General features: G+C 63.7%; 23 protein-coding genes. 13 read left to right on the top strand and 10 right to left on the bottom strand.

The features are described from left to right. Positions 1-39 precede the first annotated feature (39 nt). Positions 40-912: an acetyl-CoA carboxylase, carboxyltransferase subunit beta gene (gene accD / locus KW832_RS15110; RefSeq protein ID WP_218300562.1), complete on the top strand. Its 873-nt coding sequence runs from the start codon at positions 40-42 to the stop codon at positions 910-912. 273 nt (positions 913-1,185) lie between these two features. Here the strand turns inward: accD and KW832_RS15105 are convergent, their stop codons facing one another. Then, positions 1,186-1,734 (bottom strand): YggT family protein, encoded by a 549-nt coding sequence (locus KW832_RS15105; protein WP_218300561.1) that lies wholly within the window; start codon positions 1,732-1,734, stop codon positions 1,186-1,188. A gap of 79 nt (positions 1,735-1,813) precedes the next feature. Between KW832_RS15105 and KW832_RS15100 the strand changes: the two genes are divergently transcribed. The 12 genes from KW832_RS15100 to KW832_RS15045 all read left to right on the top strand — a co-directional run bounded on the left by KW832_RS15100 (position 1,814) and on the right by KW832_RS15045 (position 14,538). Next, entirely contained in the window at positions 1,814-2,455 is a 642-nt protein-coding gene (locus KW832_RS15100; protein WP_218300560.1) for an LON peptidase substrate-binding domain-containing protein, read from the top strand. Between the two features lie 40 nt (positions 2,456-2,495). Continuing rightward, positions 2,496-4,409 carry a nucleoside-diphosphate sugar epimerase/dehydratase gene (locus tag KW832_RS15095; RefSeq protein WP_218300559.1) on the top strand — a complete coding sequence of 638 codons (1,914 nt, stop codon included), beginning with the start codon at positions 2,496-2,498 and terminating at the stop codon, positions 4,407-4,409. Then, complete coding sequence (locus KW832_RS15090) at positions 4,406-5,638, top strand: lipopolysaccharide biosynthesis protein (protein WP_218300558.1); 1,233 nt, start codon at positions 4,406-4,408, stop codon at positions 5,636-5,638. The genes KW832_RS15095 and KW832_RS15090 overlap by 4 nt, the downstream gene beginning before the upstream one ends. Next, positions 5,622-6,200, top strand: coding sequence for an acyltransferase (locus tag KW832_RS15085; protein WP_218300557.1), 579 nt, complete (start codon positions 5,622-5,624; stop codon positions 6,198-6,200). Before KW832_RS15090 ends, KW832_RS15085 begins: the two co-directional genes overlap by 17 nt. Position 6,201: 1 nt before the next feature. Further along, on the top strand, positions 6,202-7,257 hold the full coding sequence (locus tag KW832_RS15080; RefSeq protein ID WP_218300556.1) for a glycosyltransferase: 1,056 nt from the start codon (positions 6,202-6,204) through the stop codon (positions 7,255-7,257). Between the two features lie 5 nt (positions 7,258-7,262). Further along, a complete protein-coding gene (locus KW832_RS15075; RefSeq protein ID WP_218300555.1) occupies positions 7,263-8,294 on the top strand; it encodes a glycosyltransferase family 2 protein in 1,032 nt (343 codons plus the stop codon). Further along, complete coding sequence (locus tag KW832_RS15070; protein WP_218300554.1) at positions 8,291-8,989, top strand: class I SAM-dependent methyltransferase; 699 nt, start codon at positions 8,291-8,293, stop codon at positions 8,987-8,989. Before KW832_RS15075 ends, KW832_RS15070 begins: the two co-directional genes overlap by 4 nt. Before the next feature lie 43 nt (positions 8,990-9,032). Next, positions 9,033-10,202 carry a DegT/DnrJ/EryC1/StrS aminotransferase family protein gene (locus tag KW832_RS15065; RefSeq protein ID WP_218300553.1) on the top strand — a complete coding sequence of 390 codons (1,170 nt, stop codon included), beginning with the start codon at positions 9,033-9,035 and terminating at the stop codon, positions 10,200-10,202. 1 nt (position 10,203) lies between these two features. Next, positions 10,204-10,815 (top strand): sugar transferase, encoded by a 612-nt coding sequence (locus KW832_RS15060; protein WP_121420759.1) that lies wholly within the window; start codon positions 10,204-10,206, stop codon positions 10,813-10,815. Positions 10,816-11,171: 356 nt separating this feature from the next. Continuing rightward, positions 11,172-12,716, top strand: coding sequence for a lysine--tRNA ligase (gene lysS / locus KW832_RS15055; RefSeq protein ID WP_218300552.1), 1,545 nt, complete (start codon positions 11,172-11,174; stop codon positions 12,714-12,716). A 68-nt stretch (positions 12,717-12,784) separates the two neighbouring features. Next, complete coding sequence (locus KW832_RS15050) at positions 12,785-13,819, top strand: diguanylate cyclase domain-containing protein (protein WP_121505761.1); 1,035 nt, start codon at positions 12,785-12,787, stop codon at positions 13,817-13,819. A gap of 62 nt (positions 13,820-13,881) precedes the next feature. Beyond that, positions 13,882-14,538, top strand: coding sequence for a mechanosensitive ion channel family protein (locus KW832_RS15045; RefSeq protein ID WP_121422808.1), 657 nt, complete (start codon positions 13,882-13,884; stop codon positions 14,536-14,538). Between the two features lie 145 nt (positions 14,539-14,683). Here the strand turns inward: KW832_RS15045 and nagZ are convergent, their stop codons facing one another. The 9 genes from nagZ to lepA all read right to left on the bottom strand — a co-directional run bounded on the left by nagZ (position 14,684) and on the right by lepA (position 22,816). Further along, positions 14,684-15,775, bottom strand: a complete 1,092-nt coding sequence (nagZ, locus tag KW832_RS15040; protein WP_218300551.1) for a beta-N-acetylhexosaminidase — start codon at positions 15,773-15,775, stop codon at positions 14,684-14,686. A 73-nt stretch (positions 15,776-15,848) separates the two neighbouring features. After that, complete coding sequence (acpS, locus tag KW832_RS15035; protein WP_121505760.1) at positions 15,849-16,244, bottom strand: holo-ACP synthase; 396 nt, start codon at positions 16,242-16,244, stop codon at positions 15,849-15,851. 58 nt (positions 16,245-16,302) lie between these two features. Then, positions 16,303-17,088, bottom strand: coding sequence for a pyridoxine 5'-phosphate synthase (locus tag KW832_RS15030; protein WP_218300550.1), 786 nt, complete (start codon positions 17,086-17,088; stop codon positions 16,303-16,305). Beyond that, a complete protein-coding gene (gene recO / locus KW832_RS15025) occupies positions 17,085-17,849 on the bottom strand; it encodes a DNA repair protein RecO (RefSeq protein ID WP_218300549.1) in 765 nt (254 codons plus the stop codon). The genes KW832_RS15030 and recO overlap by 4 nt, the downstream gene beginning before the upstream one ends. Positions 17,850-17,939: 90 nt before the next feature. Continuing rightward, complete coding sequence (era, locus tag KW832_RS15020) at positions 17,940-18,944, bottom strand: GTPase Era (protein ID WP_121505757.1); 1,005 nt, start codon at positions 18,942-18,944, stop codon at positions 17,940-17,942. Continuing rightward, positions 18,941-19,624: a ribonuclease III gene (rnc, locus tag KW832_RS15015; RefSeq protein ID WP_176886633.1), complete on the bottom strand. Its 684-nt coding sequence runs from the start codon at positions 19,622-19,624 to the stop codon at positions 18,941-18,943. Before rnc ends, era begins: the two co-directional genes overlap by 4 nt. Then, the gene (locus KW832_RS15010) at positions 19,624-19,992 is read right to left on the bottom strand and encodes a DUF4845 domain-containing protein (RefSeq protein WP_176886634.1); all 369 of its coding nucleotides are present in this window, start codon (positions 19,990-19,992) and stop codon (positions 19,624-19,626) included. The genes rnc and KW832_RS15010 overlap by 1 nt, the downstream gene beginning before the upstream one ends. A 38-nt stretch (positions 19,993-20,030) precedes the next feature. Further along, positions 20,031-21,008, bottom strand: a complete 978-nt coding sequence (gene lepB / locus KW832_RS15005) for a signal peptidase I (RefSeq protein ID WP_218300548.1) — start codon at positions 21,006-21,008, stop codon at positions 20,031-20,033. Beyond that, positions 21,008-22,816, bottom strand: a complete 1,809-nt coding sequence (gene lepA / locus KW832_RS15000; protein ID WP_055399457.1) for a translation elongation factor 4 — start codon at positions 22,814-22,816, stop codon at positions 21,008-21,010. Before lepA ends, lepB begins: the two co-directional genes overlap by 1 nt. Positions 22,817-23,157 lie beyond the last annotated feature (341 nt).

Genomic DNA, 23,157 nt, shown 5'->3' with positions numbered 1-23,157 from the left:
AGCGCCCCGGCAGGCCGAGCCACTGAAGAGGAGAACACCATGTCCTGGCTCGAAAAACTTCTGCCCTCCAAGATCCAGCAAACCGACCCCACCGAGCGCCGCCAGGTGCCTGAAGGGCTGTGGATCAAGTGCCCGAGCTGCGAAACGGTGCTCTACAAGGCCGATCTGGAGCAAAACCAGAACGTTTGCCCCCATTGCAGCCACCACCACCGCATTGGCTCGCGCGCGCGGCTGAACGCTTTTCTGGACGCCGAAGGCCGCTATGAAATCGGCCAGGAAGTGCTGCCTGTGGATGCCCTCAAGTTCAAGGACAGCCGCAAATACCCCGAGCGCCTGAAGGAAGCCCTGGAAAACACGGGTGAAACCGATGCCCTCATCGTCATCGGTGGGGCGGTCAAGAGCATCAACGTGGTGGCAGCGTGCTTTGAGTTCGACTTCATGGGCGGCTCGATGGGCTCCGTGGTGGGCGAGCGTTTTGTGCGCGGCGTGGAAACCGCCATCGAGCAGAAGGTGCCCTTCATCTGCTTTACCGCCACCGGCGGCGCACGCATGCAGGAAGGCCTGCTGTCCCTGATGCAGATGGCCAAGACCAACGCAGCGCTGACTCGCCTGGCCAAGAAGGGCCTGCCCTACATCAGCGTGCTGACCGACCCGACCATGGGCGGCGTGAGCGCAGGTTTTGCGTTTGTGGGCGACATCGTGATTGCCGAGCCCAAGGCCCTGATCGGCTTTGCCGGACCGCGTGTGATCGAATCCACAGTGCGCGTGACCCTGCCCGAAGGCTTCCAGCGCGCCGAATTCCTGCAAACCAAGGGCGCCGTGGACTTCATCTGCGATCGCCGTGAACTGCGCAACACCGTGGCCAGCAGTCTGGCCATGCTGCAGCGTTTGCCTGCTGACGCAGTGATGTAACACCACCGGGTGGGTGCGTGCGCAAAGCCTCGTGCTGAGGTGATGCGCCCGCCAAATCCGCGAAAACACTATTATTTTGATAGCTGCTAGCGCTTTATGGATAAGCGCTAGGGGTCGATTTCACTGATATTTTGGTATCAGATATCTATTGCCGCGCATCATGCGCAGCCGCCGAAACCGGCGCGGCCCCAACCAGGGACGGCAAGCAAGGGCCGCCCCGCAGCAAGGCCGTCGTCCCCCTGGGGGGAAGGCGCCAAAGGCGACTCAGGGGGGCTACTTCATTACGCTGGCCTGTAAATGGCCCAGCACAATCATCGCCACCTGCAGCAACACCAGCACGGCCAGCGGCGACAGGTCGATACCGCCCACCAGCGGGATGATGCGGCGAAACGGCCGCAGGATGGGCTCGCACAGCCGGGCAATCACATCGGCCAGGGGTGACCGCGCCTGCACCCACGACATCACGGCATAGACGATCAACAAGCCAATCAGCCCCGACACCGCCACCCGCGCGAGGCCAAACAATGCCAGCCACGGCAGCCAGGCCCATGCCGAGGCGGCGCCCAGCAGCAGGGTCAGCATAAAGTACTGCGCCAGCTGCAGCAACACGGCTGCCACCAGGCTCGACACATCCCAGCGCCCCACCGGCGGGATCACGCGGCGCAGCGGCATGATGAGCCAGTCCGTCAGCGCAAAAACCAGCCCGCCGACGGGGTTGGAAAACGGCACGCGCTGCCACTGCATATACAGCCGCAACAGGCATGCCCCGGTGAGCAGGCCACCAACAACGTCGAGCAGGAAAGAGGCGATCTGGTAGAGCATGGATGAGACAAAAATAAGGGGCCGCCGCGAAAGCAGGCTGCGCCATGGGATGATAGCGAGCCAAGGTATCCCCCCTTTCATGACACAACCCCTCACCCTGTCATCCTTGCCCCTTTTCCCTCTGGGCTCCGTGCTGTTCCCAGGTGGTCTGCTGGCCCTGCGCGTGTTCGAAGTGCGCTACCTGGACATGGTGCGCAAGTGCCATCAGGCGGGCGCCCCCTTTGGCGTGGTCGCCCTCACGCAAGGCCGCGAAGTGCGCCAGGCGGGCGCGCCTGAAGAACAGTTCAACGATGTGGGCACCCTGGCCGTCATCGAGCAGATCGACACCCCGCAGCCTGGCCTGATCACACTGCTGTGCCGTGGCAGCCAGCGCTTTCGCATCACCCAGCGCAGCCACCTGCCCCATGGCCTGTGGATCGCCGATGTGGGGCACATCGACCCGGATCTGACAGTGCCGATCCCGCAAGACCTGAGAAAGGCATCGACAGCCCTCGCCCAGGTGCTGCACACACTGAAGCAGCGTGACCCCGAAATTCCGACTGCGATTGTCCCCACGGCAGCCCAGCTGGACGACTGCGGATGGGTGGCCAACCGCTGGTGCGAGCTTTTGCCCGTGCCCCTGGAACTCAAGCAGCGCCTGATGGAGCTGGACAACCCGCTGGTGCGGCTGGAACTGGTGGGCGATGTGCTGGAGCGGACCGGAATTGCCCCCACACAATGAGCCGCCGAATCGCTACTGCCCCCTCTTCTTCTCATAGCCCATGCTGAACCGCATCCTGGGCTGGTCGCGCGCAGCCAAGCGCATGGTGGTGGTGGCCATGGACATCTGTCTGGGTGTCATCGCGATGTGGCTGGCCTTCACGCTGAGGCTGGAGACGCCCCACTGGCCCTCAGGCATGCAGTGGCTTGCGTATGCGCTGGCGCCCGCCCTTGCGTTTCCGATTTTTGCCAAGCTGGGGTTGTACCGCGCCATCTTCCGCTACACGGGGATCACGGCGCTCATCACCACGGGCAAGGCCGTGGCCATCTACGGCGCGCTTTTGCTGGGCTGCCTGCTGGCGGCTCAGTGGGAGGGCGTACCCCGCAGCGTCGGCATCCTCCAGCCCCTGCTGTTCATGCTGCTGGTCGGTGCCAGCCGCGCACTGGGCTGGCTGGCGCTGGCAGGGCGCAGCAGCCATGCGCCGTACCGCCTGCTGATCTACGGCGCTGGCAGTGCGGGCGCACAGACGGCTGCAGGGCTGGGCAGCATGCGCCAGTACCTGCTCAAAGGGTTTGTGGACGACGATGCCAGCAAGATCGGGCGCAGCATCAACGGCGTGCGTGTGCACGCCTCCAACGCGCTGCCCGAGGTGGTACGCCGCCTTGGCATCACCGACGTGCTGCTGGCGCTGCCCAGCACCACGCGCGAGCGACGGCGGCAGATCATCGAAAGCCTGCGCGAGTTGCCCGTGCGGATCCGCACGCTGCCGGGCCTGTCGGACCTGGCCAGTGGCCGGGTGACCGTCACGGACTTCCAGGACCTTGAAATCGAAGACCTGCTGGGCCGGGAGCCAGTGGCGCCGGACCCAGGACTGCTGGGGCGCAATCTGGCGGCCACCGTGGTCCTGGTCACCGGCGCGGGCGGCAGCATTGGCAGCGAGCTGTGCCGGCAGATCGTGCGTGAAGGGCCGTGCCAGTTGCTGCTGGTGGACCACAGCGAATACGCGCTGTACTCCATCCACCACGAATTGGCGGCGCTGGCGCACCAGGGCGAGCATGCATGTGCGCTGGTGCCCCTGCTCGCCAGCGTCACCCACAAGGCGCGCATGGCAGACATCTGCCGACAATACCGGCCCACCTCCATCTACCATGCGGCCGCCTACAAGCACGTGCCCATGGTGGAGGCCAACGCGGGCGAAGGTATTTTGAACAACGTGTTTGGCACCTTGAACATGGTGCAGGTGGCGCTGGAGTGCGGTGCCAACCATTTGGTGCTGATTTCCACCGACAAGGCCGTGCGCCCGACCAACATCATGGGCGCCACCAAGCGTGTGGCAGAGATGGTGCTGCAAGCAATTGCAGCGTCGCCCCGAGCGCCTTTCCCGCAGCTTGCCGACAGCTCACCCGCCTGGACTTGCCCCACCCGCCTGTCGATGGTGCGCTTTGGCAATGTACTGGGCTCCAGTGGCAGCGTGATACCGCTGTTTCGCAAGCAGATCGCGGCCGGTGGCCCTCTTACCGTGACGCACCCGGACGTCACGCGCTACTTCATGACCATTGCCGAAGCCGCCCAGCTGGTACTGCAGGCAGGGGCGATGGCCGAGGGCGGCGACGTGTTCCTGCTGGACATGGGCGAGCCCCTACAGATTCTGGAATTGGCAGAGCGCATGGTGGCCCTGTCGGGATTGACGGTGCGCGACGATCTGCACCCCGAAGGAGACATCGAAATCGTTTTCACCGGGCTGCGCCCGGGTGAAAAACTTTTCGAGGAACTGCTGATTGGAGACAATCCCTTTCCCACCGACCACCCCCGCATCCTGCGGGCGCGTGAAGAATACCGACCCTGGGAGGAGCTGCAGACCTTGCTCCAGGCATTGCAGAAGGCAGCCCAAGCGGGTGACCCCATCGCCATGACCGCTCTGCTGCGACAGCTGGTGCCTGGCTACCACCCCGAAACGCAACCCGTACTGCCATGAAGTCGGGACTTGTACGGGCAACGCTGACCCTGCTCACGGGCAGCGTTGCAGCCCACGCCATCCCGCTGGTGCTGGGCCCGGCACTCACACGCCTCTACAGCCCTGAGGACTTCGGACAGTTTGCACTGCTGTGGGCGCTGGCCACCAACCTGGCGGTGGTGGGCTGCGCGCGCTATGAATTCGCACTCCCCCTCGAAAGCACCGAGCTGCGCGCCGCCCAGCTCATGGCGCTGTGCGCTCGCATCTTGCTCGCTGTCACCACGGCATCTGCTGCAGCCGCAGCCGTGCTTCTGCTGTGGCGCGGCATGCCGATGGTGTGGGCGCTGCCATTGGCGGTGTTCGCAGGCGGTGCTGTGCAATGGCTCACGCTGTGGGCGACACGGTCCCAACGCTTTGGTCTGCTGTCGGCGGCCAGGCTGCTGCAACAAGGCGGTGGCGCCATCCTGCAATTGCTGTTCGGATTCATGAAGACCGGCCCGCTGGGTCTGGTGCTGGGCGCCACATTGGCCAGCCTGGGCGCGGCATGGATGCTGGCCAGGCCTGCCCCTGCGGGTGGCTGGGTGGGTCTGTGGCGCCAGCCGTTGGCCACACTCCGGTCCATGGCCCTACAGCACCGGGACTTTCCGTTGCTCAACACACCCCACGCTTTCATGGGGGCGCTGCAGGACACCCTGACTCTGGTGCTGGTGGCGGCATGGACTGGAGACGCCGCAGCGGGGTTCTGGGCGCTGGCGCTGCGCTACCTCAAGGCCCCCGCGACCCTCATCGGCGGGGCCTTGTCGCAAACCCTGTACCCCCGCCTTCTCAAGGCGCAGAGCCCCAACGAAGCGCGCACCCTGGTGCGCCAGGCCATGATGGGGCTGGCCGCCCTGGCCTGCCCGCTGGCGGCAGTGCTGCTTGCCTGGGGTCCGGACATCTTTTCCCTGGCCTTTGGCGACCAATGGGCGCAGACCGGAGAACTGGCCCGGGCCATTGCGCCGTACATCGCCGTGCATTTCATGGCATCGCCCCTCGCGGTGGTCACCATGGCCTGGGGCGCGCAGGCCTGGGCGCTGCGCCTGGCGTTGGTTGGACAATGCCTGTTTTTCGCGGGCCTGCTGCTGGGCCTCCATCTGGGCGGGCTGACCGGTGCCGGATGGGGCGTGTCAGCGAGCATGCTGGCCTACTTTGCCTACTATTTCTGGGCGTTGGCAAACTGGAAGGACGTCCCCCATGAGAGCCGTGCTTAACCGCTGGCGCCGCCGCCTCTGGCAGGCGCTGTTCTACCGCATGGTGTTCGGGGAAAGCGACCACCTGGGCCGCAGCCTGCCCCACACCCGCATTGCCCCCAGCACCTGCATCGAAGGCGCCGAGGGGCTGCTGCTTTCCGACCACGTGTTCATTGGGCAATTCAACTTCATCGACGCCACGGCAGGCCTGCAGATTGGGCAAGGGGTACAGATCACCAACTTCGTCAGCATCGTCACCCACAGCTCCCACCGCGCCATTCGCCTCCTGGGCAGCAGCTACGCAGTCTACGAGGGCCCCAAGCCTGGCTACATCAGCGCGCCCGTGGAGATCGGCGCCTATACCTTTGTCGGCCCCCACAGCCTGATCGAAGCGGGTACACGCATCGGCAAGGGGGTGGTGGTGTGCGCCTACGCGCAGGTGCGCGGCGAAGTGCCCGATTTCGCCATCATGGCAGGGGCCCCAGCGCGCAAGATTGGCGACGTGCGCGAGCAGGATGAGCGCCTGCTGTTGCAGCATCCGGAACTGCGCCCACACTACGAATCCTGGACACGGGCAAGCTGACATGGCCACACACCTGTGCCTGCTGGGCGATGCCACCAGCCCCCATGTCCAGCGGTGGGCGCGGGAGATGCTCCAGCGCGGCTACCGCGTTTCGCTGATCACGGCCCGCCCCGCGTCCATCGATGGCGTCACGGTGCGGGCCATCCGGCCTGTGCAGCGCTCGCTCGACTGGCTGTTCCGAGTCCGGGAAACCAGGCGCCACGTGGCCGAACTGGCTCCTGACCTCCTGCATGCCCACTACGTCACCTCCTACGGCTATCTGGCCGCACGTTGCGGCAAACATCCGCTGGTGATGACCGCCTGGGGCAGCGACCTGTTGGTGACCCCCGGCAAAAGCGCCTGGATGCGCTGGCTGACCGGCTGGATACTGCGCCAGGCTGACCTCATCACGGGCGACTCCGCCAGCCTGATGAGCGCAGTGGCCCAATTCCAACCCCACTGCATGACCGAGGAAATCCATTGGGGTGTGGAACTGCAGCGCTTCCACCCCGTTCCCTGGAGTCACAAGCAAGGCAGCCAGCTGGTGAGCCTGCGCGCCTGGGAACCCAACTACAACATCGACACCATCATCGAAGCGTTCGCCCTGCTGCAGGCGCGATTGCCGGGCGCCGATCTGCGCTTGCACCTGCTCGGCGGAGGCAGTCTGGAAGGTGCCCTGCGCAGCCAGGTGCACACGGCGCAGCTGGACAACAATGTGCAGTTCCACGGCCGACTCGATGACGCTGGCATGACCCGGGTACTGGGCGAAAGCAAGATATCTGTGTCGGTGCCCAGCAGCGATGCAACATCGGTCGCCATGCTGGAGAGCATGGCGTGTGGCCTCGCCGTGGTGGCCAGCGAACTGCAGGCTAACCGGCACTGGATCGACGCTCAGTGGCTGGTTGCAGCCGGAGATGCGACAGCGCTCGCCGCCCGGCTCGAAGCCCTGCTTGCCAATGACGCCATCGCGGAACAAGCCGGGCTGCAAAATGCTGCCCGCATAGCGCAAGACGGTGACCGCGCGGTGCAAATGAACCGCATGCACGCGCTGTACCAGCAACTGCTCCGTACACCTTGAACCCCATGCCCCAAGGCCTTGAATTGGACAACCTGATCAGCGTGATCGTGCCGTGCCGCAACGAGCGCCAGCACATCGATGCTTTCTGCAGCTCCGCCCTGCGCCAAGAACTGCCCGCAGGCTGGGGCATGGAAGTGCTGATTGCCGACGGCGACAGCGACGACGGCACACGCGAACACCTGATGCAGCGATGTGCTGCAGACCCCCGGCTCGTGCTGGTGGACAACCCCGGTCGCATTGTGTCCACCGGACTCAACGCCTGCATTGCCCGCGCACGGGGCGGCACCATTGCCCGCATGGACGTGCACAGCCAGTTTGCCCCCGACTACCTTGCGCAGTGCATCCAGGCGCTCGAACGCACCCGCGCCGACAACGTGGGCGGCCCATGGGTCGCCCACGGAACGGGCCCCACCGGGGCCGCCATAGGCGCCGCCTTCCAATGCCGTTGGGTGGTGGGTGGCGCACGGTCGCGCGATGTGCAATACGAAGGCGAGGTGGATACCGTCTACCTCGGATGCTGGCCCCGCAGCGTGTTTGACCGGTTCGGGCTGTTTGACGAAGCCCTGGTGCGCAACCAGGACGACGAGCACAACCTGCGCATGCGCCTGGGGGGTGCACGCATCTGGCAGAGCAGCCGCATCCAATCCACCTACCACCCGCGCAATTCGCTCAGGCACCTGTTCGCGCAACAACGGCAATACGGCTACTGGCGGCCTTTTGTGATGCGCAAACATGGGCAGCCGGGCTCCGTGCGACAACTGGTGCCCGCAGCTTTTGTGGCCGCAGCAGTGGGCGCCGCCGCTGCCTTGCCGTGGTCCGCCTGGCCCTTGGCTGCACTGGGCATCGCCTACGCAGGGTATCTTCTGGCGGCATCAGTGGCGGCAGCCCGGTCGGCCCGCAACTGGGGGCTGCTGCCCCGCCTCCCGGCGGCGATTGCAGCGTTTCATGTGGGCTACGGCCTGGGCACCTGGCGCGGGCTCTGGGACATTGCACGCTCGCGCGCGCCTTCTTCTGACTTTGCGCGCATCACGCGATGACCGACAACGAACCCCAGGCCGTCAAGGCCCGCTACGCCCGGCGTGATGCGGCGGCCGACGAAGCCCGCTACAGCCTGTATGCCAACGCGGCGGCACTGCAGGCGCAGCAGGAGCGCCTGCGCACCATGGCACGCATCTGGCAGGCCCACGGCTGGAGCAGCCTGGCCCAGCGGCCCATGCTGGAGGTTGGCTGCGGGAGTGCGGGCAATTTGCACGATCTGGTGCGACTGGGCGCCACGCCCGCTTGCCTGACGGGCCTGGAGCTTCTTCCCGAACGTGCCGCCGCAGCGCGCGCCTGGCTGCCAGCAGGCGTGGCCATTGTGGAAGGGGATGCCGCCTTGGCCCCGGTGCAGCCCGCCAGCCAGGATGCCGTGCTCGCGTTCACACTCTTCAGCTCCTTGCTTGACGAGAGCTATCGCCGCCATCTGGCCGACCTGATCTGGCAATGGGTCGCGCCCGGCGGCGGTGTTCTCGTCTATGACTTTGTCGTCAACAACCCCGCCAACAGCGATGTACAGGGCATTCCACTGCGCGAACTGAGCATCCTGTTTCCCGGGGCACAGATACACTCCCGCCGCGTTACGCTGGCGCCTCCGCTGGCACGGCGCCTGCCCGCGCCAGCGATTGCGCCAGCATCCGCACTGCTGTGGTTTCTGCGCACCCACCGCCTGACCTGGGCCGTGAAGCCACGCTGAGCGCGGCCTCGCTCTGGCCCTTTTAGCACGCACCACAACGCCCATGAACTCCCCCGCCGACCTGCCCTTTCTCCCGTTCGCCCGCCCCGACATCGGGCCGGCAGAAATCGATGCCGTCAGCGCGGCCATGCGCTCGGGATGGGTCACGACCGGGCCCAAGACCAAAGAGTTTGAGCAGGCATTCACCGCCTTCCTGGGCGGCGGTGGTCTGCAGAGCATCGCCGTCAACTCCGCCACGGCGGGCCTGCACCTCGCGCTGGAGGCCCTGGGCATCGGCCCCGGCGATGAAGTGATCGCGCCCACACTGACCTTCACCGCCACCGTGGAGGTGGTGCGCTACCTGGGTGCGGACCCGGTACTGGTGGACGTGGACCCGGTGACCCTCAATATCGACCCGGCCAAGGTACGCGCAGCCATCACACCCCGCACCAAAGCCATCATGCCCGTGCACTACGGGGGCCTGGCCTGCGACATGGACGCCATCCTGGCCATCGCCAAAGAACATCACCTGAAGGTGGTGGAAGACGCGGCCCACGCCTTGCCCACCACCTGGCGCGGCACGCTGGTGGGGCAGTTGCAGTCCGATGTCACGGTGTTCAGCTTCTACGCCAACAAGACCATCACCACCGGTGAAGGCGGCATGGCCGTCACGCACGACCCGGCGCTTGCGCAACGCATGCGCACCATGCGGCTGCATGGCATGAGCCGGGATGCATTTGACCGCTTCACATCCAAAACCCCGGCCTGGTACTACGAGGTGGTCGCGCCAGGCTTCAAATACAACATGACGGACGTTGCCGCCGCCATGGGCGTAGAGCAATTGGCGCGGCTGCCGCAATTTGTGCAGCGGCGCCAGGACTTGGCAACCCGCTACCACGATCAGCTGGCGCCGCTGCCCCTGACCTTGCCCGCCAATGCACCGCAAGGCGACACCCACGCATGGCACCTGTATGTCATCCGGCTGCGAGCGGACGCACCACTGGGGCGTGACGAGGTCATCCAAGCGCTGTCGGACCGGGGCATCGGCACCAGCGTGCACTATGTGCCGCTGCACCGGCACCCGTACTGGCGGGACCGCTATCAGCTCACGCCGGAGATGTTCCCCCAGGCCGATGCAGCCTACCAGGCCATGATCAGCATCCCCCTGTTCACCGCCATGGGTGACAGCGATCAGGACCGTGTGATTGCCGCGCTGCACGAGGTGCTGGGCTGACATGCCCAAGCGGCTGTTCGACCTGTTCTTGGCCGCCCTCGGGCTGCTGCTGCTCGCGCCCGTGCTGCTGGCCGTGGCACTGTGGGTGGTGTGGGACTCGCCCGGCCCAGCGTTCTTTCGCCAACAGCGTGTGGGCCGCGCGGGCAGGTTGTTTCGCATCGTCAAGTTCCGCACCATGCACCCGCGTGCAGAAGCTGCGGGGCCTGCGATTACCGTGGGGGCCGACGCCCGCATCACCCGGGCTGGCCACTGGCTGCGGCGCACCAAGATCGATGAATTGCCGCAGCTTTTCAACGTGCTGCTGGGCCATATGAGCCTTGTCGGCCCCCGACCCGAGGTGCCGCACTATGTGGCACTTTACCCGGACTCTGTGCGAGACCTGGTGCTCAGCGTGCGGCCCGGCATCACAGACCGCGCCTCCATCGAATTTCGCGACGAAAGCACTTTGCTGGGCCAGAGCAGCGATCCAGAGCGCACCTACGTGGAACAGATTCTGCCCATCAAGCTACGCTACGCCGCCGAGTACGCCCGCTCGCACACGCTTTGGAGCGACCTGAAGATCATCGTGAGGACGGCATCCGCGCTGTGGGGCGACCGCCCGTCCAGGGGATAAGAACCTGTTCTAAATCTTTTCGGGGTCGCACAAGTGCCTTGCCGGGATGGGATGCAAGGCGCGGAGCGCAGTGGATAGCCCGGCTATCCACAAGCGCCGCAACGCCGCAGACCGCCCGGCAAGTCACTTGCCCGAAGGGTTGGAGTGAAATCGGGCGATTGGACGCCTCAGCTGCTTGCATGGGCATGAGCCCATGCGGCGCATCCGAAGCGTCCACTCATCCCGATTGCACTCCAATGCGATCCCCGAAAAGATCTTGAACAGGTTCTTAGGACCTGTCGGCAACACATAGCCGATAAAATGAGGGGTTTGGCTGAACCCAGCCCCCATTTCACGCCCCCGCACCGACGGCACCTATGTCAGACCAAAACCACGCCCCCGCTCCCCAGGACGAAAACCAGCTCATCGCAGAGCGCCGCGAAAAGCTCCGCGCTCTGCGCGAAGTCCAGGCCACTGGCGGTGGGGTTGCCTTCCCCAATAACTTCAAGCCCGGCCACAAGGCTGCCCAGTTGCACCTGGAACACAGCACTGCCACGAACGAGTCCCTCGAAGCCACGCCGGTGAACGTCTCGGTCGCAGGCCGCATGATGCTCAAGCGCGTGATGGGCAAGGCCAGTTTTGCAACCGTGCAGGATGGCTCGCTAGGCGACGTGGGCGGGCGCATCCAGCTTTACGTAACCCGCGACGCCGTGGGCGAAGACCTGTATGCCGCCTTCAAGCACTGGGACCTGGGCGATATCGTGGGAGCCGAAGGCACGCTGATGAAGACCAAGACGGGCGAGCTGTCGGTCAAGGTGACCAGCCTGCGCCTGCTCACCAAGAGCCTGCGCCCGCTGCCCGACAAGTTCCACGGCATGGCCGACCAGGAGCAGAAATACCGCCAGCGCTATGTGGACCTGATCACAGACGAGCAGGCCCGCAAGCGCTTCATGGCGCGCAGCAAGGCCGTGAGCGGCCTGCGCGAGTTCATGGTGAGCCACGGCTTCCTCGAAGTCGAAACGCCCATGCTGCACCCGATCCCGGGCGGCGCCAATGCCAAGCCCTTCGTCACGCACCACAACGCGCTGGAGCAGGAGATGTACCTGCGCATCGCGCCCGAGCTCTACCTCAAGCGCCTGATCGTGGGCGGCTTCGAGCGTGTGTTCGAAATCAACCGCAGCTACCGCAACGAAGGCATCTCGGTGCGCCACAACCCCGAGTTCACCATGATGGAGTTCTACGCGGCGTACTGGAACTACCTGGATCTGATGGACTTCACCGAGACCCTGATCCGTGAAGTGGCCCTGAAAGCCACGGGTTCGCTGCAGATGACCTACCAGGGCCGCGCGGTGGACCTGACCCAACCCTTTGCCCGCCTGACGATCCGCGAAGCCATCTTCCAGCACACCGAAGCAGGCGCCCATGTGGACGATGCCGCCTGGCTCATCAGCGCATTGAAGAAGCTGGGCATGACCGAAGAGAAGGACAAGCTCTCGGCCCGCACGCTGGCCAGCCTGCAGGTGCTGTACTTTGAAGAAACGGTGGAAGACAAGCTGTGGCAGCCCACCTTCATCATGGAGCACCCCACCGAGATCTCGCCCCTGGCGCGTGCCAACGACGCGCGCCCCGAGGTGACGGAGCGTTTTGAGCTGTACATCACCGGCCGCGAGTTCGGCAACGGTTTCAGCGAACTGAACGACGCCGAAGACCAAGCCGCCCGCTTTCACGCCCAGGTGGCCGCCAAAGACAGCGGCGATGACGAAGCCATGTTCTACGACCACGATTTCGTGCGCGCGCTGGAATACGGCATGCCCCCCACGGGGGGTTGCGGTATCGGCATTGACCGTCTCATGATGCTGCTGACTGACAGCCCCAGCATTCGCGACGTGATCCTGTTCCCCGCGCTGCGCCGCGAGTCCTGAGTCGCGCGCCCCGGATGCCCTCGGGGCATCCCGGACCCGCCCTTTGACGGCCCCAAGGAGACACTACCGTGCCCTTCAGTTCCAGCAACGCCCCCTACCCGGCCAGCCAGCCCTTGCCCTCGGGCAACGCTTTTTCGGTGCTGGTGGTCGAAGACCAGGGATCCGTGCGCGCAGCGCTGGTGGCCGAGCTGCGGCGGGCTGGGGTGTCAGACATCTTTGAGGCGCCCGAAGGCATCGCAGCGCTGCACCTGTTCAAAACCCACCGCCCCGATCTGGTGCTGCTGGACATCCGGCTGCCCGGCCAGGACGGCTACTGGGTGGCCCAGCAGATGCGCGAGAGCGAGGCGGGCGACTGGACGCCCATCATCTTCCTCTCGGGCCTGGACAACGAACTCGATGTGTGGCGCGGTATTGAAGTGGGTGGTGACGACTACCTCGTCAAACCCGTCAAGCCCATCGTGCTGATGGCCAAACTGCGTGCCATGCGCCGGCTGCTGGACATGCGCCGCAGGCTCGTCTCCATGTCGGCCGAGTTGCATCTGGCCAACCAGCGGCTCAACGAAATGGTGGAGATCGATGCGCTCACCGGCCTGGTCAACCGCCGGGGGTTTGACCGCATTTTGCACAACGAGATCCTGGCTGCTCGCCGGGACGGTACGCCGCTCACGCTGATGCTGTGCGACCTAGACCACTTCAAGCTCTTCAATGACGCCAGCGGGCATGTGCAGGGCGATGCCTGCCTGAAGGAAGTCGGCCGCCTGTTGCGCGAGGTGTGCGTGCGCCCGCGTGACATCGCCTCGCGCTACGGTGGTGAGGAATTCGCCCTCATCCTGCCCAACACGCCACGCTCGGGTGCCATGACCTTCGCGCGGGCCCTGGGACAGCTGCTCAAGGTGCGCGCCCTTCCACACGCAGATTCACCGCTGGGCAACATCCTCACGCTGTCAGGCGGCATCACCACCTGCGTGCCTGACGACAGCACGAACGCCGAAAGCATGATCATGCGTGCCGACCAGGCGCTTTATGCCGCCAAGGCCCAGGGCCGCAATCGCTTCTTCAGTTTTGAAATGCAGATGGACACCGTGGAGCAACTGCGCAATTGAGTTTCTTTTCTGCCCTCACGTTTGACGCCACCGAGCGGAACGCCCGCACCGCCGTTTCGCGCATGCAGCTGCTGAAAACCCGCCTTCCCGACTGGGTACAAGACTGGCTCGAAGTCATCATCCCCGGCACGCAGATCCTGCTGATCCTGTTTGTCGCCTGGCTGCTGCAACGGGTGCTGCGCCGCATCGTGCGCCGCGCCAGCGCGCACTACCAGGTGCCCGACGAACTGGTGGTGCCCATGAACGGGCTGATCCGCTGGCTCATCATTGCCAGTGCGGCGCTGCTGGTGCTGGAACGCATGGGGGTGTCGGCCACCGTGCTCTGGACCGCGTTCACCGGGTTTGCCACTGTCGGGGCCGTGGCCTTTTTCGCGGCGTGGAGTGTGCTCTCCAACCTGTTTTGCGCGCTGCTCATCTTCACCGTGCGGCCCTTCAAGATTGGCGACTACATCGAGGTGCTGGACACCGCCGAAAAGCCCGGGGCCAAAGGACGTGTGGTGGACATCAACCTGCTCTACACCACGCTCGAAGACCATGGCGCTGCGGCGGACCAGGTCGCGTGGCTGCAGATTCCCAATGCGCTGGTATTTCAACGCGTGGTGCGCAGGTTTCAGGGGGTGCCACCACCGCCTGCACTACCCGCCAACGCTGCAGAGGCCGCAGAAAGTGCACCGGCAGCCCCGCCTCCAGTCACGCCAGGGCCTTTCAACACGCCCTAGTCCACTGAAGCCGAGAAATCGGCTGTGCGTGAGGGTCTGGCAGGGTCGCACGCTAGGCGGCGAGCGCAGGCGGGTTGCACACCCGGCGAGCACGGCAACGACGAGGGGCGCCGCACCAGACTCCCGGCCACTGGCTCTCACGGCGTCAGGGCAACAGGTCCAAGGCCTGCAGATAGGCGGGCTGGTACATCAACTCATCCCAGGCCTGGGGAAAGGTTTCGGGCAGCAGCGCCAGGCGGCGGGATTCGCTGTCCACACTCGGCTGCCAGCGGCCCTGGTTCTGGGCCTGTTCCAGGCCGTCGATGAGTTCATCCACGGCCTTGCCATCGCCCACGCTCTGGTTGCACAACAGCACCAGGTCGCAGCCTGCCTCCAGCGCTGCCACGGCGGCATCGGTGTAGCTGACGACCTGGCCGTCCAGACGCCGAGCGCCTTCCATGCTGAGGTCGTCGCTGAAGATGGCGCCGTCAAAACGCATCTGCCGCCGCAGGATGTCCTGCAGCCAGCGCTGCGAGAAGCCTGCGGGGCGGCTGTCCACCTTGGGGTAGATCACATGGGCGGGCATCACGCTGGTGAGCGTGCTGCTGAGCCAGGGGTATGGCGCGGCGTCGTCGGCCAGGATGGCCTTCAAGCTGCGCTTGTCCACCGGCACCTCGGTGTGCGAGTCGGCTTTGACAAAGCCGTGCCCCGGGAAGTGTTTGCCGCAGTTGGCCATGCCGGCCTGCAGCAGACCGTGCATGAGGCTCTTGGCGAGCAGCGCCACCACACGCGGGTCGCGGTGAAAGGCACGGTCGCCGATCACGCCGCTTTCACCCCAATCGAGATCGAGAACGGGGGTGAACGAGAAATCAACCCCACAGGCGCGCAACTCCGCACCCAGCACGTAGCCCGCCGCCGTGGCCGCATTGGTGGCGCGCAGCGCGCCGCTGCCAGGCACGGCCTTGGCGCCCTTGCCATCGTCCATCCACATCTCGCCGAGAGCGCGCATGGGCGGCAGGTGGGTGAAGCCATCGGTGCGAAAGCGCTGCACGCGGCCGCCCTCATGGTCCACGCAGATCAGCAGATCGTCACGCACGGCCTTGATACTGCTGGTCAGCTGCAGCAGCTGCGCGCGGTTTTCCCAGTTGCGGGCAAACAGGATCACGCCGCCGGTCAGCGGGTGGGCCAGGCGGCGGCGGTCGGCGGCAGTCAGCTCTGTGCCTGCCACGTCGAGGATGAGGGGGGCGTGTTCGGTCATAGGGTGTCAAACATCAGGTTGCTATTACAAACATCGCTGCTAGCGCTTATCCATCAAGCGCCAGATGCCATTTTTAATCCAATTTCTCTACCACACAGAAGCTGGCGGCGTAGTCGGTCTCGTCCGTCACGCTCAGGTGCGCTTTCAGCCCTTTGGCGTCAAACCATTCCTTGAGTGCGCCGTGCAGCACGATCACGGGCTGGCCGCTCGCAAGCTTGGCCACTTCGCAGTGGCGCCAGGTCATGGGCATGCGCATACCCAGGCCGATGGCTTTGCTGAACGCTTCCTTGGCAGAGAACCGCGTGGCCAGGTAGCGCAGGCCGCGGTCGGGCCAACGGCCACTCCTCTCGCGCCAGGTGGCCAGTTCGCCGTCTGCCAGCACCTTCTGGGCAAAGCGCTCGCCGTGGCGTTCCAGGCTGGCCGCGATGCGGCGCACGTCGCAGATGTCGGTGCCAATGCCGTAGATCATGGTTTTTGAATAAAATTGGGCTCTAGCGCTTATCCATCAAGCGCTAGCAGCTATCAAATCAGGAGTCATCAGGTTGTGCAGCACAACCTGACTGGATGCAGCCCAGGTAGGCCAACACCGTGGCGGCGTAGCCCAGTTCCAGCGCGTCAGCAATGAGGGCGTGGCCGATCGAGACTTCGAGCACACCGGGCACCTCGCGCACAAAGGCGGCGAGGTTGTCACGGTTGAGGTCGTGACCCGCGTTCACGCCCAGCCCCACATCCAGCGCGGCCTGGGCGGCGGCGGCGTAGCGCTTGAGCTCAACGTCTTGCTGCAGCGTGCCCCAGGCTGCGGCATAGGGCTCGGTATAAAGCTCCACCCGGTCTGCGCCCACGGCCTTGGCGGCGGCCATCTGCTCGGGCACGGGGTCCATGAACAGGCTCACGCGCACGCCCAGTGCTTTGCACTCGGCGATCAGGGGTGCCAGGCGCTCGGCATCCTGCGGAAAGCTCCAGCCGTGGTCGCTGGTGAACTGGTCTTCGCTGTCGGGCACAAAGGTCGCCTGGTGCGGGCGAGCCTCGCGGATGAAGTCCATCAGGTTCTGAGATGGATTGCCCTCGATGTTGTATTCGCGGTCGGGCCAGGCCTTCATCAGCGTGGCCAGCTCGAACACGTCCTGGCTGCGGATGTGCCGCTCGTCGGGCCGGGGGTGCACCGTGATGCCCTGGGCCCCCGCCTGCAGGCACAGCTCGGCCGCCCGGGTGACGCTGGGAATGCCCAGGTGGCGCGTGTTGCGCACCAGGGCGACTTTGTTGACATTGACCGAGAGGGTCGTGGCGTGGGGGGTGCGTGAGGTCTGGTTCATAGGGCCTGCAGATCGATCATGAGCTGGCGGGTGCGCAGCATGGGGCTGCCGCAATGGTATTGCAGCAGGGCGCGCAGCTGGGGTTTGAGTTCTGCAGCCACCGGCGCACAGGCACGCAAGGTGGCGGTGTAGGTGGCGGCGGCGTCCAGCGCGCGTTGCAACGTCTGCCACTGGACGCCGAGCAGGCCCGCGCGGTCGGCCGAGGAGGAGGCGCGCAGGCCGCCTTCGGGCACCAGCGTGTAGCGCGTCTTGGGTTGCAAGACCTCCAACGTCATGGTCTGGACATCCAGGCCAGGAAGCAAGCCAATCTCGCGCAGCAGCAACAGTTCGAAGCTGCGCAGCACGGGCTCTAACGCATCGCCATGTTCGCTGGCCAACACGCGCACCACACCGGCATAGGCATCGAACAGGGCCGCATGTGGATCGGCGCGCGCCAGCAGGCGCAGCAGTAGCTCGTTGAGGTACATGCCCGACAGCAGGGCATCGCCCGCGGGCATCACATGGCCGCCCACCCACTCCGCCCCCTTGAGGGTGTGGATGTCTGCGCTGCCATCGCCGGTGAGCGTGTAGGTCACCAACAAGGGCTGGAGCGGCAGTAGCACCGGGCGGAAGTTGGAGCTGGGCTTCTTGGCCCCCTTGGCCACCAGCGCCACACGCCCTTGCTGACGGCAGAAAACCTCCAGGATCAGGCTGGATTCGCTCCAGTCGTAGCTGTGCAGCACGAAGGCGGGTTCATCGGAGATGCGCTTGGCGGCAGCCATTGGCTTCAGTCCCGCAGAAATGCATGCGGCTGGCAAGCGCCAGACAGCTTATGCCGCCCGGGCAAGACAGGGTCGCGGGCGGGCACGGAGTTATTCGTAACCGAACGAGCGCACGCGCGCCTCGTCGTCGGCCCAGCCGGAACGCACCTTGACCCACAGCTCCAGGAACACCTTGGCATCCATGAGCTTTTCCAGTTCCTGGCGGGCTTCGGTGCCAATACGCTTCAGGCGCTCGCCCTTGTCGCCGATCACCATCATCTTGTGGTTGTCACGCTCGACCACGATGGTGGCAGCGATCTTTACAAGCCGCTTGTGCTGCTTGCTGGCTTCTTCCTCAAACTTGTCGATCACCACGGTAGAGGTGTAAGGCAGTTCGTCACCCGTGAAGCGGAACAGCTTTTCGCGCACGGTTTCGGACGCCAGAAATTTCTCGCTGCGGTCGGTCAGCTCGTCTTCGCCGTACCACCAGCCCTGCTCGGGCAGGTACTTGGCGCAGATGCCGAACAGGCGCTCGATGTCGCCCTTGTTCTTGGCCGACATGGGCACGAACTCTGCAAACGGGTGGCGCTCCTGCATGCTCTTGAGCCAGGGGGCCAGCTCAGCGCGGCGGTGCACCATGTCGAGCTTGTTGGCCAGCAGCAGCGTGGGGATGCCGGGCTTGAACAGCGACAGCACCTTGGCATCGGCCAGCGTGAAGTTGCCCGCCTCGACCACAAAGAGGATCAGGTCCACATCGCCAATCGCGCCCATCACGGTCTTGTTCAGCGACTTGTTGAGTGCGGTGGCATGGCGCGTCTGGAAACCCGGTGTGTCCACAAAAATGAACTGAGTCTGCTCGCGCGTGCGAATACCGGTGATGCGGTGCCGCGTGGTCTGCGCCTTGCGAGAGGTGATGCTGATCTTCTGCCCCACCAGCGCATTGAGCAATGTGGACTTTCCCACGTTGGGCTTGCCCACGATGGCGATCACACCACAACGCTGGCCGGGCACGGCGGCCGGGGAGCCTGCTGCCGCCAGCATGGCTTCGAGGTCATTTTGCGCTCCAGCGCTTGCTGGAGCGGCTTCATTCGCTACATCTTTGGTAGCATCATTCATAATTTCTTTGCTTTCAATGTGGCCAGCATGGCAGCAGCGGCTGCCTGCTCGCCCGCCCGGCGGGAGCCGCCGATGCCGCGTTCGGTGAGGCCCAGTTCAGGAATATCGCACTCGACGTCGAAGGTCTGGCGGTGCGCAGCGCCCACTGTGGCGACGACCTTGTACTGCGGCAGCTTCATTTTGCGGCCCTGGAGCAACTCCTGCAATGCAGTTTTCGCGTCCTTGGATGCAGCCTGCATCTGCGGGTTGATCTCCACGCCCTGAAAAAGGCGGTGCACCAACGCTTCGGCACTCGCGTACCCGGCATCCAGGTAAACCGCGCCAATCAGCGCTTCGAGCGCGTCCGCCAGGATAGAAGGACGTTGCTGGCCACCTGATTTAGACTCGCCCTCACCCAATCTCAGCACGTCGGAGATCTTGAGGCCCAGCGCCAGCTGGTGAAGCGTGTCCTGCTTGACGAGGTTGGCACGCACGCGAGAGAGATCGCCTTCCGGCAACGCCGACAACTGCCGATACAGCAGGCTCGCAACCGCCAGATTCAACACGGAATCACCCAGAAACTCCAGCCGCTCGTTGTGGTCGGCCGAAAAACTGCGGTGCGTGGTGGCGCGCTGGAGAAGGGATGGATCGGAGAAAACATGCTGCAGGCGCGCCTGCAACGCTTGAAGACCGGGAAGCACTACTTGGTCTGTCCTTCAAAGCGGTAGACAAGGAAGGCTGGGCCCGCTAACGCAATCTCACGGGAATACTTATAGGAAACCACGACCTTGTTGTCGCCCCGCTTGGCAACTTCCAGGTCCTTGCCTTGTATGGAGCTGATGTTGTCAATGGCCGCCGCACGGTCAAAGCTGGCTCGGACATCAGACACAGTGGAGGCCTCCTTAGCAGCCTTAGTTGCAGCCTTGTTGATCGCCTGATACTCCAGAAAAATGGGGACAGACTGTCCACCAATCGCAAATACAGCCACGGCGAATACCCCGACGAACACCAAACCAAAGAAAGACAAACCACGTTGCCGAAATGGGCTGGTAGAGCGTTTGATATGCATGTGTTTCCCCCTCAGTGTCCAAAAAAGCTGGTCATCCATCAATGGAACGACCCAATGCGCTTGAGATTACCGAAATTCATCCAGACAAAAAAGGCCTTCCCGACGATATTGCCCTCAGGAACAAAGCCCCAGTAGCGTGAATCGAGCGAGTTGTCCCGGTTGTCCCCCATCATGAAATAGTGGCCCTCGGGCACCTTGCATACAACGCCCTCAACACTGTAACGGCAGTTCTTGCGATAGGCAAAATTGCTGGCGCCTTGCACAAAGGCGGGCACATCCGGGTTGTTCAACAAACGATGGGGCTGTGCACCCAGTTGCTCTTCAAACTGTTTGAAGTAGCGCATCGAGTCTTCTTCGAAAAAATCTGGCAGCGCCTTGGTGTCAATGGCCTGGCCGTTGACCGTGAGGCGCTTGTTAAGGTAAGCCACCTCGTCACCCGGCACACCCACCACCCGCTTGATGTAGTCAAGGCTCGGTTGGGGTGGATAGCGGAACACCAGAACATCTCCGCGCGCAGGCTTGGTGCCCTCGGTGATCTTGGTATGGATCACCGGCAGGCGGACACCGTAGGTAAACTTGTTCACCAGGATCAGGTCGCCCACCAGCAGGGTGGGAATCATCGAACCCGACGGGATCTTGAAGGGTTCAAAAAGAAACGACCTCAGAACAAACACGGCAACGATGACCGGGAAAAGCCCCGCCGTCCAGTCCAGCCACCAAGGCTGCATGAGCAGCCGCCCCTTGGCCTCCTGCACATCCACATCGACCTTCTGGATGCCCATGCGATCCAGCTCCGCACGGCGTGCGGTCGCCGCATCTTCGACGGCCTGGGCAGCTCGGCGGCGTTGGGGCAGAAAGTAGAAACGCTCGGCCAGCCAGTACGCGCCCGTGACCACCGTGGCCAGGAACAACAGCAAGGCGAAATTGCCTTCGAGGGCACCAAAGTACCAAGCCCCGATATAGCCACCAAATGCGGCCAGCACCAGGGATGTGAAAATCTGCATGAACTGGAGCATCAGTCTTCCACCTGCAAAATGGCCAGGAATGCCTCTTGTGGCACTTCGACCGATCCGATCTGTTTCATGCGTTTCTTGCCTGCTTTCTGCTTCTCAAGGAGCTTGCGTTTGCGGCTGACATCGCCGCCGTAACATTTTGCCAGCACGTTCTTGCGCAATGCCTTGATGGTCTCGCGCGCAATGATGTTGGCGCCAATGGCCGCCTGGATGGCCACGTCATACATCTGGCGGCTGATGATCTCGCGCATCTTGGCAACCACTGCTCGGCCACGGTACTGGGACTGAGAGCGGTGCACGATGATGGACAGTGCATCCACCTTTTCACCGTTCAGAAGGATATCCACCTTCACCACGTCGGACGCACGGTACTCCTTGAACTCGTAGTCCATGGATGCATAGCCGCGCGACACCGACTTGAGCTTGTCGAAGAAGTCGAGCACGATTTCGCCCAGCGGCATTTCATAGGTGAGCATCACCTGGCGACCGTGGTACGCCATGTTCATCTGCACACCGCGCTTTTGGTTGGCGAGCGTCATCACCGGGCCGACATAGTCCTGGGGCATGTACAGATGCACCGTGACGATGGGCTCGCGGATTTCCTCAAGCCGCCCCTGGTCCGGCATCTTGGAGGGGTTCTCGACCATGATCACTTCACCATCGGCCTTGACCACTTGGTAGACCACGCTGGGTGCAGTCGTGATGAGATCCTGGTCAAACTCACGCTCCAGACGCTCCTGCACGATTTCCATGTGCAGCAGGCCAAGAAACCCGCAACGAAAACCGAAGCCCAACGCTTGGCTCACTTCCGGCTCGTAGTGCAGCGAAGCATCGTTGAGCTTGAGTTTTTCAAGCGCGTCACGCAGCGAGTCATATTCGCTAGCCTCGGTCGGGTACAGACCGGCAAACACCTGGGGCTGGATTTCCTTGAAGCCGGGGAGCGCCTCGGCGGCAGGGCCCGCATTGTTGGGCAATTTCTTTTCGAGCGTGATCGTGTCACCCACCTTGGCAGCCTGCAGCTCCTTGATACCAGCGATGATGTAGCCCACCTGCCCTGCGTCAAGAGAGTTGCGCGGCTCGTTGGCGGGCGTGAACACACCGAGGTTGTCCGCGTTGTACACCGCACCACTGGCCATCATCTTGATGCGCTCGCCTTTGAGCAAACGGCCATCGACCACGCGCACCAGCATCACCACACCCACGTAGCTGTCGAACCAGCTGTCGATGATCATCGCGCGAAGCGGTCCATCGGCATTGCCGCGCGGCGCGGGCACCTTGGCCACGATGGCTTCGAGGATCTCATCAATACCCATGCCGGTCTTGGCGGAGCAGGGAATCGCGTCGGTCGCGTCAATGCCGATCACATCTTCGATCTCAGCCTTGGCATTGTCGGGATCGGCATTGGGCAGATCCATCTTGTTGAGTACCGGCACCACCTCGACACCCAGATCCAATGCGGTGTAGCAGTTCGCAACGGTCTGAGCTTCCACGCCTTGCGAAGCATCCACCACCAGCAACGCGCCCTCGCATGCCGACAACGAGCGGCTCACTTCATACGAGAAGTCCACATGCCCCGGTGTGTCGATCAGATTGAGGTTGTAGACCTGCCCATCCTGCGCCTTGTATTGCAGCGCTGCGGTCTGCGCCTTGATGGTTATCCCACGCTCTTTTTCGATATCCATCGAGTCCAGAACCTGGGCCTCCATCTCACGGTCCGCAAGGCCTCCGCAGCGCTGGATCAAGCGATCTGCAAGCGTCGACTTGCCATGGTCGATGTGCGCAATGATGGAAAAATTTCTGATGTGGTTCATCAACGGAAAGCGTCAAGTGATTGAATTAAAACGGAGCACACAAGAAAAAAGGGCGCGTCGAATGGCGACGCGCCCTGAACCAACAATCATTGGCAACTGCGATAGTTGGAGCTTCATTGTAGGCAAAAAGCCCGCAGTAAAAAGCCCATCCGACTGCATCCAAGGGGAGTTGCCAGGGTGCAACAGGGATCTTATCAACAACTTATACACAGTCTGCACAACTACAACGCTGGACAACTTGTGGGTGAGCTGTGGATCGGCTGTGCATGACACCGTCACATCCCGCATCGTGAATCAACGTCCAGCTAATATATGAATTAGCGTTGAACAGGGGCCTCTAT

The organism is Acidovorax sp. sif0632 (assembly GCF_019218805.1).
Classification (GTDB): domain Bacteria; phylum Pseudomonadota; class Gammaproteobacteria; order Burkholderiales; family Burkholderiaceae_C; genus Acidovorax; species Acidovorax facilis.
Note: the sequence above shows the minus strand (reverse complement) of the source record. Positions and strands in the feature narration are given on the sequence as shown.

Excerpts from the sequence above, each read along its gene's own strand:
- KW832_RS15045 (WP_121422808.1), top strand. The coding sequence starts at position 13,882 with ATGCAGCTGCTGAAAACCCGCCTTCCCGACTGGGTACAAGACTGGCTC.
- KW832_RS15085 (WP_218300557.1), top strand. The coding sequence starts at position 5,622 with ATGAGAGCCGTGCTTAACCGCTGGCGCCGCCGCCTCTGGCAGGCGCTG.
- KW832_RS15070 (WP_218300554.1), top strand. The coding sequence starts at position 8,291 with ATGACCGACAACGAACCCCAGGCCGTCAAGGCCCGCTACGCCCGGCGT.
- KW832_RS15030 (WP_218300550.1), bottom strand. The coding sequence starts at position 17,088 with ATGAACCAGACCTCACGCACCCCCCACGCCACGACCCTCTCGGTCAAT.
- KW832_RS15105 (WP_218300561.1), bottom strand. The coding sequence starts at position 1,734 with ATGCTCTACCAGATCGCCTCTTTCCTGCTCGACGTTGTTGGTGGCCTG.
- KW832_RS15065 (WP_218300553.1), top strand. The coding sequence starts at position 9,033 with ATGAACTCCCCCGCCGACCTGCCCTTTCTCCCGTTCGCCCGCCCCGAC.
- KW832_RS15100 (WP_218300560.1), top strand. The coding sequence starts at position 1,814 with ATGACACAACCCCTCACCCTGTCATCCTTGCCCCTTTTCCCTCTGGGC.
- lysS (WP_218300552.1), top strand. The coding sequence starts at position 11,172 with ATGTCAGACCAAAACCACGCCCCCGCTCCCCAGGACGAAAACCAGCTC.
- era (WP_121505757.1), bottom strand. The coding sequence starts at position 18,944 with ATGAATGATGCTACCAAAGATGTAGCGAATGAAGCCGCTCCAGCAAGC.
- KW832_RS15060 (WP_121420759.1), top strand. The coding sequence starts at position 10,204 with ATGCCCAAGCGGCTGTTCGACCTGTTCTTGGCCGCCCTCGGGCTGCTG.
- acpS (WP_121505760.1), bottom strand. The coding sequence starts at position 16,244 with ATGATCTACGGCATTGGCACCGACATCTGCGACGTGCGCCGCATCGCG.
- KW832_RS15080 (WP_218300556.1), top strand. The coding sequence starts at position 6,202 with ATGGCCACACACCTGTGCCTGCTGGGCGATGCCACCAGCCCCCATGTC.
- recO (WP_218300549.1), bottom strand. The coding sequence starts at position 17,849 with ATGGCTGCCGCCAAGCGCATCTCCGATGAACCCGCCTTCGTGCTGCAC.
- lepB (WP_218300548.1), bottom strand. The coding sequence starts at position 21,008 with ATGCTCCAGTTCATGCAGATTTTCACATCCCTGGTGCTGGCCGCATTT.
- KW832_RS15075 (WP_218300555.1), top strand. The coding sequence starts at position 7,263 with ATGCCCCAAGGCCTTGAATTGGACAACCTGATCAGCGTGATCGTGCCG.
- KW832_RS15090 (WP_218300558.1), top strand. The coding sequence starts at position 4,406 with ATGAAGTCGGGACTTGTACGGGCAACGCTGACCCTGCTCACGGGCAGC.
- accD (WP_218300562.1), top strand. The coding sequence starts at position 40 with ATGTCCTGGCTCGAAAAACTTCTGCCCTCCAAGATCCAGCAAACCGAC.
- nagZ (WP_218300551.1), bottom strand. The coding sequence starts at position 15,775 with ATGACCGAACACGCCCCCCTCATCCTCGACGTGGCAGGCACAGAGCTG.
- KW832_RS15010 (WP_176886634.1), bottom strand. The coding sequence starts at position 19,992 with ATGCATATCAAACGCTCTACCAGCCCATTTCGGCAACGTGGTTTGTCT.
- KW832_RS15095 (WP_218300559.1), top strand. The coding sequence starts at position 2,496 with ATGCTGAACCGCATCCTGGGCTGGTCGCGCGCAGCCAAGCGCATGGTG.
- lepA (WP_055399457.1), bottom strand. The coding sequence starts at position 22,816 with ATGAACCACATCAGAAATTTTTCCATCATTGCGCACATCGACCATGGC.